12 protein-coding genes and 1 pseudogene are annotated in these 15891 nt (G+C 44.6%); 11 read left to right on the forward strand and 2 right to left on the reverse strand.

What is annotated here, in order from left to right; all coding sequences use genetic code 11:
- The first annotated feature begins 8 nt into the window (after positions 1-8).
- The 11 genes and pseudogenes from AYW75_RS16555 (at position 9) to AYW75_RS16600 (ending at position 10987) form a co-directional block, all read left to right on the forward strand.
- On the forward strand, positions 9-2063 hold the full coding sequence (locus AYW75_RS16555; protein WP_067101909.1) for an FUSC family protein: 2055 nt from the start codon (positions 9-11) through the stop codon (positions 2061-2063).
- 106 nt (positions 2064-2169) lie between these two features.
- Positions 2170-2817, forward strand: coding sequence for a hypothetical protein (locus AYW75_RS16560; RefSeq protein ID WP_067101910.1), 648 nt, complete (start codon positions 2170-2172; stop codon positions 2815-2817).
- A gap of 197 nt (positions 2818-3014) precedes the next feature.
- Positions 3015-3626 (forward strand): Yip1 family protein, encoded by a 612-nt coding sequence (locus AYW75_RS16565; protein ID WP_082856575.1) that lies wholly within the window; start codon positions 3015-3017, stop codon positions 3624-3626.
- Between the two features lie 442 nt (positions 3627-4068).
- Positions 4069-4488, forward strand: a pseudogene (locus AYW75_RS19240) (methyl-accepting chemotaxis protein); the annotation flags it as partial.
- Positions 4489-4524: 36 nt separating this feature from the next.
- A complete protein-coding gene (locus AYW75_RS19245) occupies positions 4525-4902 on the forward strand; it encodes a CZB domain-containing protein (protein WP_231886235.1) in 378 nt (125 codons plus the stop codon).
- Positions 4903-5155: 253 nt separating this feature from the next.
- Positions 5156-7954, forward strand: a complete 2799-nt coding sequence (locus AYW75_RS16575) for a monovalent cation/H+ antiporter subunit A (RefSeq protein ID WP_067101916.1) — start codon at positions 5156-5158, stop codon at positions 7952-7954.
- A complete protein-coding gene (locus AYW75_RS16580) occupies positions 7954-8319 on the forward strand; it encodes a Na+/H+ antiporter subunit C (RefSeq protein ID WP_067101919.1) in 366 nt (121 codons plus the stop codon). The genes AYW75_RS16575 and AYW75_RS16580 overlap by 1 nt, the downstream gene beginning before the upstream one ends.
- Positions 8320-9852 (forward strand): monovalent cation/H+ antiporter subunit D, encoded by a 1533-nt coding sequence (locus AYW75_RS16585; protein ID WP_067101921.1) that lies wholly within the window; start codon positions 8320-8322, stop codon positions 9850-9852. It begins immediately after the preceding gene.
- The gene (locus AYW75_RS16590; RefSeq protein WP_067101924.1) at positions 9852-10337 is read left to right on the forward strand and encodes a Na+/H+ antiporter subunit E; all 486 of its coding nucleotides are present in this window, start codon (positions 9852-9854) and stop codon (positions 10335-10337) included. Before AYW75_RS16585 ends, AYW75_RS16590 begins: the two co-directional genes overlap by 1 nt.
- On the forward strand, positions 10331-10600 hold the full coding sequence (locus AYW75_RS16595; protein WP_067033452.1) for a K+/H+ antiporter subunit F: 270 nt from the start codon (positions 10331-10333) through the stop codon (positions 10598-10600). Before AYW75_RS16590 ends, AYW75_RS16595 begins: the two co-directional genes overlap by 7 nt.
- 12 nt (positions 10601-10612) lie before the next feature.
- Positions 10613-10987 (forward strand): Na+/H+ antiporter subunit G, encoded by a 375-nt coding sequence (locus AYW75_RS16600; protein WP_067101927.1) that lies wholly within the window; start codon positions 10613-10615, stop codon positions 10985-10987.
- Positions 10988-10993: 6 nt separating this feature from the next.
- Here AYW75_RS16600 and amt read toward each other — a convergent pair whose 3' ends face one another.
- Positions 10994-14044: an ammonium transporter gene (amt, locus tag AYW75_RS16605; RefSeq protein ID WP_067101930.1), complete on the reverse strand. Its 3051-nt coding sequence runs from the start codon at positions 14042-14044 to the stop codon at positions 10994-10996.
- A gap of 182 nt (positions 14045-14226) precedes the next feature.
- The gene (nhaD, locus tag AYW75_RS16610; protein ID WP_067101932.1) at positions 14227-15489 is read right to left on the reverse strand and encodes a sodium:proton antiporter NhaD; all 1263 of its coding nucleotides are present in this window, start codon (positions 15487-15489) and stop codon (positions 14227-14229) included.
- Between the last annotated feature and the right edge of the window lie 402 nt (positions 15490-15891).

A 15891-nucleotide genomic window follows, 5' to 3' on the forward strand; every position in this document is an offset into this window, starting at 1 on the left:
GACACATTATGCAGGCCTTGCTCAACAGTATTCTGTTCCCCACAAGTGATGCGATCAAGTTTGCCATTAAAGGTGTGCTGGCAATGGCTTTGGCCTTATATGTGGCGATGTTCTTTAACTTAGATCGACCTTATTGGGCCTTGATCGGGGCGATCTTTTTGCAGATGCGCCCTGAAAGTGGGCTGGTGATTGAAAAAGGCCTGTACCAGATCATCGGCACGGTGGTCGGCGGTGCGTTCGGCATTGTGTTATTGAACAACTTCTATAGTCAGCCAACTTTGGCAATGAGCTGTCTGGCACTCTGGTTGGGGTTGAACTCAGGGCTATCGGCGTTAGTGCGCCGTGTCAACCTTGTTTATGCATTTGCCATGGCGGGTATGACTGCCAGCCTTGTGGTGCTGTTGGTGATGGTTCAACCCGCCCAAGCTGGCAGTGCGATGATTTTTGACATTGCCCAAGCAAGGGTCAGTGAGATCATTGTTGGCGTGGTGTGTGCCGCGCTGGTCAGTACGCTGATTTGGCCCAATAAAGTCAGTAAAGTTTTGCATGCCAACGCGCGTACTACGATTAATTTGACGCTTGATTACTTGGCTGTCGAGCTGGATTCGAACGGTTCCCATGACAGTCGTCATAAGTCGATTGATGGTATTTTAGAATCACTGGCAGCTCTGAACGATGACTCGTCTGCAGTCCGCTTTGAAGGGCCGCATGGTCCTGGGCGAACTCGCGCGTCCAATTTGTTGACCAATAAAACCCTGTCTTTGTTGGCATTGATTCAAATTTTTGGTCGGTTGCAACGCAATCATTCTGAACTTATTTCATCGTCTATGCGCGCCATGATGGACGATATGCACGACACCTTTGGCGAAATGGCCAGCGCCACCACGTTTACTGAGGCGCATCATCTCGCTCAGGCTTTGCGTCGTCGTCAAAGCCAGTATGCTAAAGATGCAACCAATGAATCGGCTCTTGGTCTACGTTTATTTAAAATTGCTCAAGACCTAAGTGCCGAATTGATTGTCATCCTTAAAAGCTACGATGCACTTACAGGCCACCGACAGCCCCGCTTAAATGCGCCGCGCATTAAGTCTCATCATGACCCCTTAGTTGGGCTGGCCACTGGATTACGCAGTGCAGTGATGTTTACGGTGGGCGCGGTGTTGTGGCTTGCTACAGGCGCCTCAGCGGTGGTTATGATGATGATTCTTCCGGTGGTCTTTTCCATCATGATGGCACGCTTCCCGATGCCCTTATTAACCATGGCACTGCGACGCATTCTTGTCGGTGTGGTCATTGCTGTTGTGTTAGCTGTGTTTTACGCCTTGCCATTATTGGCGCAAAGCAGCGGTGATTATGAGCTATTAATTCTGGTGTTGGCTGGCCCCTATTTTATTGGTTTGCTCTGCATTGCCAATCGCGCCACTCTACCCTTAGGTCTGGGTATTTCCATTCCCTTTAGTATCTTCGTTATGCCAGGGCCGAATATGACGCGTGCGTTTCAAATTGATTCAACAGTGAGTAATGCTTTAGCGATTTTTGTAGGTGTCAGTTTGCTGTATTGGCTGTTTAAGTTAATTACTGGCCCTAGCCTGCACATCATGATGCATCGTTTGATCAAGAATACGTACCAAGATTTGATCGATTTACCGAACCGTTCAAAAGCCGATATGTGGTTCAACGCTCGTATGGGGGACCGCCTGCTGCGCATCGCCACCTATGAAAAAAGCATGATGGAGTCACGCAATTTGATTGATCTTGCGCTGACTGGATTAAATTTGGGTCATGTTTCGTTGCATTTACACAGCTTGGTAAGAAGTCGCTGTGGTGACCATTTAGAAAATGAGCTTCATACTTTACAGCAGGCTTTAGCACAAGGGTTTGTAAACAGTTATCACGGCCAAAATACACAGGTCTTTGATCAAGCGGCACAGCACTTTCTAGCACAATTGTCACAGTCGGCGCTTTCTGATGAACAGCTAGAACTTATTCGCGGTAGCTTTGAGCGCATTTCGATGTCTCTTGAACGCTCCACAAATATGATTGCTTCCCAAGCTAGACAATAGTTGAGCTTTTTATCAAAACGCTTAATGAATGTGTCATATCTCTCATAACGCGCATTACTTGGATTTTCGATTAGAATAATAAACATCATTAACGTTGAGGGATGCTATGAAATCGCTTTGGGGTGTAATCTTATTACTGGTCGTCACGGGTTGTTCTTCAAATGTGGTGCTGTCAGGTCGTCAAGTCAGTAATGTGGATCCAGCGGCTATAATCACCCCTGAGTCTCGCATCCGTGTGGAGGCCATGTCTTCAGGTGACTCATTGACCCAGAAGCGCTATCTGCCTCAAGTGGTACAAGCCTTCCAAGCCAATGGCTTTCACTATGTTGGTCCGCTGATGAGCAAGCCCGATTTTATCGCGCGCTTTGAACTCAGTAGCCAAATGGTTACACGTGATGAAAAAGCGCCTATTTACAAAGACATACGTACCGGACGTAGCACGCATTGCTATAAAAACAAAGACGGTGAGCATTACTGTGACACCGATTATCACGTCATGCCTTATGTGGTGGGTTACGAAACGATTCCGTACTCGGTGTTAGAAGCAACTTTTCGTTTAGAGCTGGTAAATCAAGACAATCAGGTCGTACTACACAGCACCAGCACCGTGGAAAATAAAGATTGCTCTCGATGGAAGTTGTACGAGTTTCTCGTGTCAAACAGTCTTCAGCGTCTGGACCTCAGTGCCCCCCTCGACCAACCATTCCGTATCGAGATGCCAGAAACCTATCAATGTACGGACGACCAGAACTAAGCGAAGGAGCCCTGTGTTCGTCCGTTTCAATATAGCCAAACCGTCTATTACACCTCCTTCTTATAAGAAATCATTATCATCCAGTCCTGCTACTTGCTCGTATGCATCTATACTGAACGTTGTAGACGTTACTTGGGTACGTAATTAAACGTTTAAGTAAACTCTAAATTTTTACAGTCGATAGCGAGGAGGACAGCATGATTAATCATGTTTGGGGGTTGTTACACCATCCTGATCGAGAATGGCGAGAAATTAATAGAGAGCACGAATCTGTTAGTCATATGTATGCGCATCACGTGCTGATCATGGCGGCAATTCCTGTGGTCAGTAGTTTCATCGGTACGACGCAGGTAGGTTGGACGTTAAATGGTGAAGAAGGCGTGAAGCTTGGTGTGATGACCGCTTTGGGTTTGGGAGTATTATTTTACGCATTAATATTATTAGCGGTCGCGGGGGTTGGGTCGGCAATTCATGCTCTGTCGCGCCAGTACTCACATCGTCCTAGCCGAGCGGAGAGCATTGTTTTTGCCGGGTACATTGCAACACCAATGTTTTTGAGCGGTTTGTTTGCTATTTACCCTATTGCTTGGCTATGCGTATTAGCCGTCTGTATAGGGGTCGTCTATTCAGGTTACTTACTTTACAAAGGTACCCCACGCTTTTTGGGTATCAGCCATAAAGAAGGTTTTATCTTATCAACCGGTACACTGGGTATCGGTGTTCTGATTCTTGAATTCTTGTTAGCTGTTGTAGTGCTGTTGTGGAGCATGGGCTCTGAACACAGCCCACTTTGGGCATTCTTTGGATAATTACTCATCAATGAAAATCTCGTTACATTAGCCTGCTTCAAATAACCCTTAGTTATTGACCCGAAGCAGGCTTTTTTATGTCGCTTACAAATTTAGTACAATCTATAAATAAATATCTTTTATCCTAATCGTATTAAGCACACTATAACGTTGTGCCATTTATAAAAAAGCCATAACGGAGCCAGCTTAGACGATGTTTTTTTCATCTCATAAAAACCGTATTGCCGATCTAGAGCAACAAATAGAACAAGAACGTACGCAAAGCCAGCAACGTATCTCAGCACTTGAATCTGAACTGTTTCAAGCCAAACAGGACACGGCCATCAATACGGCAGATGATTACTGCTCTGAATTATTAAGCTACCAACTTCGTGGTGGCGATATGCTCAATTCTATTCGAGAAGGCTTGGCCGAAAGTGCGGAGACGCTGATCAATGAACGTATGCAACTAAAAGAAGTCGATACGCTTTTTTCAGACACACGTACCGCACTGTCACGTCTAAACGATCGTGCCGAGATAATTAATGAAGAAGCCAGCTCTAGTATGGACGCGGCTGTTGTGCTGGATAAGACTGCCAGCGGCATCAGTCAATTGGTTTCTAGTATCCAAGAAATTTCTGATCAAACCAATCTATTAGCCTTAAATGCGGCGATTGAAGCGGCTCGTGCTGGTGAAGCAGGACGCGGATTTGCAGTGGTTGCAGATGAGGTTCGTAACCTTGCCAGTAAAACCCATGCAGCCAGCGAGCAAGTGGAAGACTTGGTGCGAAAAGTGCTCGATCAGACGCAAAAAATTAAAGGCATGGTGGATAAAAACCAATCCAGTGCCGAGGATGTCGCAACGTCCGCCGGACAAATTGACAGCATTGTTGAAACCGTGATCACGACCTCTCAGAAAATGCAGAGCGTTATTAAATTGGCCGCTACGCAAGCCTTTCTTGATACGGTTAAACTTGATCATTCTGTTTGGAAAAATCAGGTGTATAACAAGATTGATAAAAAAGACTTTCGTGAAGTGGTTAACACTCACACGGAATGTCGCCTTGGTAAATGGTACTATCAAGGTTACGGCCAAAAACATTTCCAGCATTCGAACAACTTCCGTGCGATCGAAGCGCCGCATAAAACGGTACATGACTCAGGTCGAGCAGCTGTTGCCGCCGCTGAGCAAGGAAAGTCTGCTGATATGCTGCGCCATTTAGACAAGATGGAGACCGCTAGCTTACAAGTGGTGGTAAGCATTGAATCGTTGATGGAAGAAGTTAAGAGCCAATGAACTTAATCAATTGATTTGAGTCTATAAACAAGCGCTGAATTAAATTCGGCGCTTTTTTTTAATAAGAGTGCAAGACGTTATTTTTGTTACTTTTTATCGTTAAGTTTTTAAAGAAAATGTTGTTCTATCACGTTATCCTTACAGGATACTGATGAATAAGCATCGATTTGTTCACATATGATGCCGAATAAATGGAAACAGTCATGCCTTTAGTAGGGCTAGCTGTTAAAAATGCTATGAAGGAGCAGATCCGTTGAATACTCTACTGTGCATTCCCCTATTAGTATTGCTGGGAACCTTAGTCCCCTTATGTAGTACTCGCTATAGCCGAACCGCATGTGCATTTTTAACGGCTGCTTTACCTGCAGTGGCCTTATTTTTAGTACTGCAACTAGCGCCAGCCATTTTAGATGGACAGCGTTTTCAAACTGCCATTGAGTGGGTCCCCAGTCTCGGACTGAGTTTAGCCTTTCGATTGGATGGTCTGTCCTTACTGTTTAGCTTGCTGATCTTAGGCATTGGCCTTTTGGTCATTCTCTATGCCCGCTACTATCTTTCAAGCAATGACAACATCGGTAAGTTTTTCTGTTATCTGATTCTGTTTATGTTTGCCATGCTTGGCGTGGTCATGTCTGATAACTTGATCCAGATGTGGGTGTTCTGGGAGTTAACCAGTATCAGCTCATTCTTATTGATCAGTTTCTGGGGCCACAAAAGCGATGCTCGTAAAGGGGCACGAATGGCGTTAACCATTACAGGCACAGGCGGCTTGTTCTTGTTAGCAGGCCTACTGATGCTAGGTAATGTGGTCGGCAGCTTTGAGTTGCAAACCGTTTTAGACAGCGGCGATGTGATTCGTGCGAGCAGCGCCTACCCTGTTATCACTGTGTTGATTTTAATCGGTGCGTTCACTAAATCCGCTCAATTTCCCTTTCATTTCTGGTTACCGAATGCCATGGCGGCACCAACTCCAGTAAGTGCTTACTTACATTCAGCCACTATGGTAAAAGCCGGTATCTTTTTGATGGCACGTTTTTACCCATCATTAGCCGGTACCGATCTTTGGTTCTTAATGGTCAGTATGACGGGGTTAGCAACATTCCTATTAGGTGGCTATTTAGCGTTGTTCCAGCACGACTTAAAGGGTCTACTGGCAAACTCCACTATCAGCCATTTAGGTTTGATCACTCTTCTACTGGGTATGGGTACTGATCTGGCTTTGGTGGCTGCTATTTTTCACATTATTAACCATGCAACGTTTAAAGCGTCTCTATTTATGGCGGCGGGTATCATTGATCATGAGTCTGGCTCGCGAGACATGCGCCAGCTCAATGGTCTATGGAAGTACATGCCGTATACAGCCACGCTGGCGATGGTGGCGTCGATGGCGATGGCAGGTGTGCCCCTGTTGAACGGCTTCTTATCCAAAGAAATGTTCTTTAATGAAACGCTGCATCAGAATTCATTAGGCTCCATCTCTTGGATGGTACCTGTGCTGGCCACACTGGGTGGTGTTCTGTCCGTCGCTTACTCGCTTCGTTTCATTCACGATGTGTTCTTTAACGGTGAGCCGATTAATTTGCCGAAAACACCGCATGAGCCACCTCGCTATATGCGGGTACCGGTAGAAGTGCTTGTGGCATTGTGTTTGGCTGTGGGTATTTTCCCAAGCTTTATTGTTGGCGATCTGTTGTACAGTGCGTCGAATGCGGCTTTGAACGGCGATGTGCCTAGCTATAGTTTGGCGATTTGGCATGGCTTTAACATTCCGCTTCTAATGAGTGCAATCGCTTTGGTTGGCGGTCTGGTGGTGTATTACAATCGTCAACACTTATTCAAGTTCCAAGCACAGTTCCCGACGAACGATCCTAAAATCTTGTTTGAACGTGCAATTCAACAATTGGTCAGTAAAGCAACGTGGTTTATAGGGTTCACTGAGAACGGTTCGCTGCAGCGTTACATGTACTTTTTGATGATGCTGACAATCATCGTTAGTGCGTATCCGTTATTAGACCTAGATGCCACTGCAGGTCATCGCCCAGAGATTCCTCTGGATGCGTTATCCATTACCGGAGCAGTACTGTTGTCTTTGGCATCACTCGCTACCGTTATCTGGCATCGCCGTCGCATGGTTGCCTTGTTAACTCTGTCTGTTGTGGGCTTGATTGTCACACTCGCCTTTGCTCGTTTCTCGGCACCGGACTTGGCGTTGACTCAGTTATCCGTTGAAGTCGTGACGATCATCTTGCTGATGCTGGCGCTGTTTTTCTTACCACAGAAAACCCCGAAAGAGTCGAGTCCTCGTCGCGTTGTGCGTGACTTAGGCATCTCGGCCATGATTGGCGGTATCGTGGGCACTGTGATCTTTGCTTTGATGACGCGCCCGCTGGACACGATTTCTGACTTCTTCACCGAAAACAGTAAGACTGGTGGGGGCGGTACGAACGTGGTCAACGTGATTCTTGTCGACTTCCGCGGCTTTGATACGTTAGGTGAAATTACAGTATTAGGCATTGCCGCTCTTGGTATCTTTAAATTGATTTCTCGTATGCGCTTGTACATGCCATCCGGTAATGAACAAGGTCGCCCATGGTCAAGTGATCGTCATCCATTAATGTTGTCTGTGGTATCACAGAGTTTGTTGCCGCTGGCGCTATTGGTTTCTGCTTATATCTTCCTTCGCGGTCACAATATGCCTGGTGGTGGCTTCATCGCAGGCTTGATTACATCGGTTGCCATTATTCAGCAGTACGTGGCTCATGGTGTTGATTGGATCAAAGACCGCTTGAAGCTGGACTACCAAATTATGATTGGCTCTGGTATCGGTATTGCTACATTAACGGGCTTAGGCAGCTGGTTGTTTGGCCGTCCGTTCTTAACGTCTTGGTTTGACTACTTCTATTTACCTGTCATCGGTAAATTCGAGTTGGCCAGCGCCATGTTGTTTGATCTAGGCGTGTTTTTAACTGTCGTAGGGGCAACCATGTTGATCTTGGCAAATCTTGGTCAGCTGACCACGAGTGAACGTGCTGTGTATGAGGAGGAAGTATAATGGAAGGCGTATATGCTTTTTGTGTTGGCTTAATGACAGCCTGCGGTATTTTCTTAACCCTTCGCGGACGCAGCTTTTCGGTTGTAGTGGGCTTAACGCTGCTGTCTTATGCAGTGAACTTATTCTTGTTTGCAAGTGGCCGTCTAAAACTGGATGCGGCCGCAGTTTTAGGTATGTCAGAAGAGTACGGTGACCCCTTGCCTCAGGCATTGGTATTGACGGCGATTGTAATCGGCTTTGCTATGACAGCGTTTGCCGTTATCTTGGCCATGCGTGCCCGCGCCGATTTAGGTAATGACCATGTGGATGGACGCAACCCACAGACCAAGGAATCAGCTCGTCAGAAAGCCGGAGGCCAGCGCTAAATGCAACATCTTAGTATTTTACCCATTCTGTTGCCGTTGATTACTGGGGCGCTGCTACTACTTCCGCCGCTGTCTAAGAATATTAAACGTCAACGTGTCACTGCTATTTTGTCAATGTTTGCCCAAGTCATCGTGGGTTTTGCTTTGGTAGTCAGTATTCAAACAGAAGGGGTGACGCAGTACATTTTAGGCGACTGGCGTCCACCTTTTGGCATTGTGCTTGTCGCTGACGCCATGTCTACAGTAATGGTGGCCGTAACAAACTTCTTGGCTTTTGGCGCTCTTTGCTATGCCACAGGATCTCATGATCGTACAGGGGGGTATTTCTACCCGCTATTCATGTTCCAAGTCATGGGCATTAACGGCGCGTTCCTAACCGGCGATGCGTTTAACTTATTCGTATTCTTCGAAATCTTACTGATCGCTTCCTATGCCCTGCTTGTGCATGGTGGCGGTAAGCAAAAGACTCAAGCAACGGTTCATTATGTCATCTTAAACTTAGCCGGATCGAGTGTATTTCTATTCGGTTTAGGGATTTTGTATGGCACATTAGGCACACTTAATATTGCCGATATGGCACAGAAGGTATCTGAGCTAGACGGCAGTGTGGTTATTCTGACAAAAATTGGTGCATTGATGCTGCTAGTAGTGTTCGGTATGAAATCTGCTATGTTGCCCCTGCACTTCTGGCTGCCAAAGACCTACTCCAGTGCCAGTGCCCCTGTTGCTGCTATATTTGCTGTTATGACCAAGGTAGGTATCTACAGTATCTTCCGTATCCATGGCGTAGTATTTGGTGATGATGCAGGTGAATTAGCTCATATCGCACAATCTTGGTTGTGGCCATTAGCGTTAATGACAATTGTCGTTGGCACCATTGGTGTGCTGGCCAGCCCGAGCCTTAAACTGGTTACAGCCAACCTAGTTGTACTATCTGCCGGTACTTTATTAGTGTGTGCTGCTTTGCAAAATGAAGCGGCAACGAGCGCGGCTTTATACTACATGATACACAGTACATTGGTGGCGGGGGGCATGTTCCTATTAGCCGATTTAATCGGCCGCCAACGCGGTAAAGCAGAAGATCGTTTTGTGATGGCGAAAGCCATGGATAACCCTGTGTTCTTGGCGATATTCTTTTCAATAGCGGCCATTGCCATTATCGGTATGCCGCCATTCTCAGGCTTTATCGGTAAAATAATGATTCTTCAGTCGGTTCAATCTGCTACCGAACAAATGTGGGTATGGCCGATTGTTCTGCTAAGTAGCCTCGGCTCACTGATTGCACTATCTCGTGCAGGTACTACGCTGTTTTGGCGCTATTCAACCAACAAACAGTCGAGCGGCGAAGACAGCCAACCAATTCATTTGGGAGAATGGCTCGGCATCGTTTTGCTATTGTCTGCATCACCTATCTTGGCATTGTTTGCGGGGCCATTAACAGATTTAACCAATGAAGCGGCAGCTTATTTATTCAATTCAAGTTTATCGGTCGATGCGCTATTAACGGCACCGCTGTCTAAAGGAGGCGTTTAATGTCATTTTTGCCTATGCCATTCCATAGCCTTCTACTGTTTGTTGTTTGGCTATTGCTGAACAACTCAATCAGCCCAGGGCACATTTTACTCGCTACGTTCTTTGCTATCAGTATTCCCTTGTTGGTAGACAGCATGCGTAATGAACAGCCCAAAATCAAAAAGCCTTGGCTTGCAGTTCGCTATTTCTTTATGGTGCTTAAAGATATCATGATCGCCAATATGCAAGTTGCTGTCTTAGTACTTGGCCCCATCAAGAAACTTAAACCAGGCTTTGTCGCTATTCCCTTAGATGTCACTTCCGATGTTGGCATTACACTTTTGGCGAGCACGGTATCATTAACACCAGGTACTGTCAGCGTAGAGATTTCAGAGGACAAGCAATGGCTGTATGTTCACGCTCTACACTTGGATAATGAACAAGATTTGATTGATGAAATTAAACAGCGCTATGAGCGCCCAATTAAGGAGATCTTAGGATGCTAAGCTGGGCGTTATTCTTCGTCACTATTTGTATTTGTATCGCTTTATTTCTCAACTTATGGCGATTGTTAGTTGGACCACATATTTCAGACCGAATTATGGCATTGGATACGATGTACATTAATGCGATCGCGCTATTAATGCTTTACGGAATCTATATGCAAACAAGTCTGTACTTCGAAGCCGCGCTACTGATTGCAATGCTTGGCTTTGTAAGTACGTCCGCTCTTTGTAAGTACTTACTTCGCGGCGATATCATCGAGTAATAGGAGAGCAAAATGTCATTTTACACTGAGTTGTTAATTACGGTATTACTCGTCATTGGTGGGGTTTTCTTGCTTGTTGGCTCTATTGGTTTAGCACGCCTACCTGATATCTTTACTCGTCTTCATGGGCCTACTAAGGCTACCACGCTGGGTATTACAGGTATCTTGCTGTCTTCGCTGATTTATCAAACGATTAGCCAAGGGCAATTTTCGGTTTCAGAGCTGTTAATCACTTTATTTTTGCTGATTACTGCACCTGTCGCAGCAAATATGATTGCAAAAACAGCTCTTCATCGTGGCAACCCAGCTATTCCAAGAACGACTGGGCAATCTTTGATGGATAAGATTCGAGCACGCCAACCAGCTGATGCTCAGGAAGAAGATTAACTTATTCTATGGAGTCGGAAGCTCTTGGTGTAACAGTGTGATGACTTCTGATTCTGGCAGCGGTCTTTCATAGAAATAGCCTTGATGTAGATAACAACCAAGCATGTTCAACACACGTGCTTGTTCTACTGTTTCTACGCCCTCAGCAATAACTTGTAAGTCTAGGTTCTGCGCCAGTTGTATCACCGCCTCACAAATTTTGTCGCCTTCCGCATGATCACCAATCTCACAAACAAACGATTTATCTATCTTCAGAATATCCAATGGCAGCTTTTTCAGATAATGCAGCGATGAGTACCCTGTTCCAAAGTCATCCACTGAAATCTCGACATTAAGTGCTTTTAGCCCTTCCATGATTTCAATACATTGATTCATATCGTGGATGAATACCCCTTCAGTTATCTCAATTTTGAGTAGGTCTCCTGGCACTTTATAACGCCTTAATAGCATATCAATATACTGACCAAAACCCTCTGAGACAAAATGTCTACCAGAAATATTAACGGCAACAGGTAAGAGTTTAAGTCCCTGCTTTCGCCATTGATCCAGCTTGGCAATACTTTGCTCTAACACCCATTCTCCAACACGACAGATTAAATTGGACTCTTCCGCTAACGGGATGAACTCTACCGGAGAGACAAAACCTCTTTCTGGGTGTTCCCAACGAATAAGGGCCTCAAAGCCAATGATCGACTGAGTTAGCGTATTCATCTGTGGCTGATACATTAAATAAAACTGCTGAGCCCCAATAGCATTTTCAATTTCTTGCTCTAATCGAAAACGGTCTGTTATTTCATTGGCCATATGCGGTTCAAAGAATCTCGCATTATCTCGACCATTTTCTTTAGCCCAATACATGGCTAAATCAGCCTGCTGAATCAACTGCTCGGCATCATACAGATGTTCAGTTATAGCAATCCCGATGCTCGTTCCTACTTTAACTGGCTTATCGGCAAGCAAAATAGGCTCTACCATTCCGGCTAAAATCTGCTTAGCCAGCATCATTGAACGTTCAGGAGAGACTTGTTCTGTCAACATGATTAGGAATTCATCACCACCCCAACGTGCGATAATATCGGATTCTAATACAATTTGATTGAGTCTAGCTGACACCTCACACAGCAACTCATCGCCTGCTTTGTGTCCTAACGAGTCGTTTATCACTTTAAACTTATCTAAGTCTAGAAATAATAACGCCACGGCCTGATGATGTTCCTCCGCATACACGAGCGCACGCTCAAGCTGTTCTGACATGTAAGCGCGATTATAGAGGCTGGTGAGTGGGTCACTATAAGCTAGCGAACGCAATCGCTGCTGGAGCTTTACGTGGCGAGTTACATCGCGGATATGCAGCGTAAACTCTTGAAAGCTACCTTGATCATTCAGCGCTTTAGTAATTGAAATTTCTACTGGAAAAGTTTGGTTGTCACCTCGCTCTAGCTGAAAATGATTACGTCGATTAATCAGCCAACCGCCAGAACTAGAAAAGCCAGTGCCCAAGCTAGTTCGAATGCTCTTTCTGTCTTTAATTGGGACAAAACTGTCGATAAAGCTTTTCCCCTTGATTTGGCGCTTTAGTACACCAAACGTACGTTCTGAAGCAGGGTTGAATTCAATGATATGGGCATCACCGTCTATTGTAACAATGCAGTCCATTGAGGCATTAAGAATCGCCGATTTACGCATTTCACTTTCTTTAAACCAGAACAAGGCTTGGTCGCGCTCATTAATTTCTTGGCTGACTTTATCAAGTACCCGATTATATTGTTTCGCAATTTGACCGACTTCCGTGAAAGGCTCTTCAGGAACATGATTGGAGAAATCGGCCTCATCTTCTTGATAATGCATCGAATTCAAAAGATCAATCAACTCAGTAGTTGCCTTGTGTTCAGCGATATTAAGGCCCTGCTCTTCTTCCTCTTTAGTAACGCGAAGTACCATAACCTTTTGCAGTAGATATAAAGCGATACTTGTTACTACAACACAATAAATACCAATAGTAACAATGCCTAACGTTTGAACTTCAAACTGCTGCCAACGACTTAAGCCTGTCCCGACTTTATCTAAATCACCAAACAGTGAGACGGCTAAAGTCCCCCAAATCCCCGCAAATAAGTGTGCAGGTACCACATCTAAGGCATCGTCTAACTTCCAATGCTCCATCAGCATACTGCCGAACACAGTAATCAAGCCGCTAATAAAGCCAATAAAGATTGCGCTATTAACCGAAACGACATGACAACCCGCCGTGATACCAACCAATCCTGCAATCACGCCATTAAGTAGCTGTGAAACATTAATATAACGTCTTAAAGCATAGAATAAGGCGGTTGCCCCGATCCCTCCCCAAACAGCTGACATAAAGGTGTTTAATAATATATGGGGGACGGCTTGGCTCAACTGTAAGGTGCTACCTCCATTGAAGCCAATCCACCCCATCCAGATTAGCAATACTCCTAATCCTGATAATGGCAAATTGCTACCTTGCGGTAAGTGAATGCCTTTATCGAAACGACGTAAGCGCGGTCCAATCATCCAAATTGCGATTAAAGCCACCCACCCACCAACAGAATGTACGATCGTTGACCCTGCAAAATCAATGAAACCTAAAGACTCTAACCAGCCCTGACTGACATCTGAATACACGCCATTCCATGCCCAGTGCCCAATTATTGGATAGATACAAGCACTGAGAATAACAGTGATCACTAAATAGCCTGAAAAGGTCATACGTTCTGCAACTGCGCCAGAAACTAGTGTAGCGGCTGTGCCGCAGAACATCATTTGAAATAGGAAAAAGGCAATCGATGATGAGTCAGCTTGCTCACCAAACAAAAAGTCAGAGGTCCCAAATACACCAAATTGGGAAGTACCAAACATTAAGCCAAAACCGACTAAATTAAAGACTGCTGAGGATAGGATAAAATCAGAAATGTTTTTTGCAGCAACATTGATGCTATTTTTACTGCGAATGCGACCACTTTCAAGGCACAAAAAGCCTGCTTGCATTAGAAATACCAGCGCAGCAGATACCAAAAGCCAAACAACATCCACCATATATGCTCCATTTTGATGCGCGCAGCCAAGGAACGCACCAAAAAAAACGACCGTCTACGCCCCCATTTGGGGAGCAAGGCTAAAAATAAATTCTATTTCCTCCATTACATACAATTGTTAGGCCAATATTGCTCTAACGGAAAACTAAAAACAGGCACCTAAGTGCCTGTTCATAATCTAACTTAACCCAATAAGACTTGAGCCAAAGCAACTGATGCCGCATATCCCATCGTATAAACAAGTGCGAGTACAATGAAATAGCGTGCGTATGAGCCAAATGTCAGTCCATCCACTTTACTCATCGCAACAATGCCAGCAGCAGACCCGATCACAAGCAATGATCCGCCAACACCTACCGCATAGGTCAATCCTAACCACTCGGCTTCGGTCATTACGATACCCGCTTTCAGTAAAGCTGCTGTTAGCGGTACATTATCAATCACCGCAGACAGTACCCCCATTAAGAAATTCGCTATATAGGGGGGCATGATTTCATACATACGTACAATCGTATCGAGAACTTCAATTTCTTTCAGCATCCCAACCAGAAGCAAGATACCTAAGAAGAACAGCAATGTTTCAAACTCAATCACGCGAATGTATTCAAGAATAGACTGTTCCTCTTCTTCGTCATCATTGAAAAAGCGAGCGATAAGAAACATCGTTGCCATGCCCATTAAAAACATCAGTACTGGAGGGATGCCAAATAGAACATTGGCTGCAATCGTCGAAATAATTGTGCATAAGAAAGCCCCTGCGATCATTAGATCTACTGGTCTTACTTCATTATGACGAATGTTGATTTCTATTGTTTCATTTAGACCACGGCTGAGCAGTAAAGCAAGCATCATAACAGTTGAAAAAGCAGGGAGAGATAACAGCAGTAAATCTAAAATATGAACCTTACCGTCTAAGAAAATCATCAGTGTCGTAACATCACCGGTGATCAAAGAAACACCTCCTGAGTTCACGGCAAATACGACAAGCGTTGCAAACCTAACAGTTTTCTTAGTCGATAAATTAAGAGAAAGAATCAAAGTCACAGACACCAGTGTTGCTGTGATATTGTCGGCTAAGGAAGAAAACACAAAACAGAAAATAGCGGTCAAAAATAGCAACGACCTTTCTTTAATCCTCTTTGGCATAAATAAATGAATGACATTTTCAATCATCCCTTTCTTATTTAGGTAGGCAACAAACGTCATAGCCGCCACTAAAAACAACCAAAGACTCGCTATTTCAGCAATATTCTCCTCAAAGCCACGTGCAATAGCCTCTGACTCTACTTCTGAATCAGAATGAAACACGTAAAGTAAGAACCACGAAAAGGTTCCTAAAAACAACGTCACCTTTGCTTTGTTAACATGGATCACATCCTCCAACACCACTCCCAGCAAAGCGATCACCGCTAAACTGATGAGAACGACTTGCAGTACATCCGACATCAAAAACTCCAACAAGTAAATTTAAAAGCCCAAAATTTGATGTTGAAATTTTATACCGCTTTCAAATGAGCGCCTACTCATTAACAGGCATTATTTGAAACAAAATTACATAAAGAGTATTTTTAATAGTTATATTGATCAAATAAAAGTCGTTTAAAGTCAGTGAGAATTGAAAATCAGTAAAATCCGATGGATTCTTGATAGCTAATACTTACAAAACATTCAAAAACCAATCAAATTCGTAATTTCTAATTAACCATATCACTTAAGCAAATCTGTCAGAGGGTATGCCATAAGGCACTGTCTTTTGATATCAAACTCTGACGCGTCGAAGCATGAGATGGGCGCAAGCGGGACACAAAAGGGGGTGCGGAGTCTAGCTGAGTGGTGGATGCGTTTAGG

This window comes from Marinomonas atlantica (genome assembly GCF_001639725.1).
Classification (GTDB): domain Bacteria; phylum Pseudomonadota; class Gammaproteobacteria; order Pseudomonadales; family Marinomonadaceae; genus Marinomonas; species Marinomonas atlantica.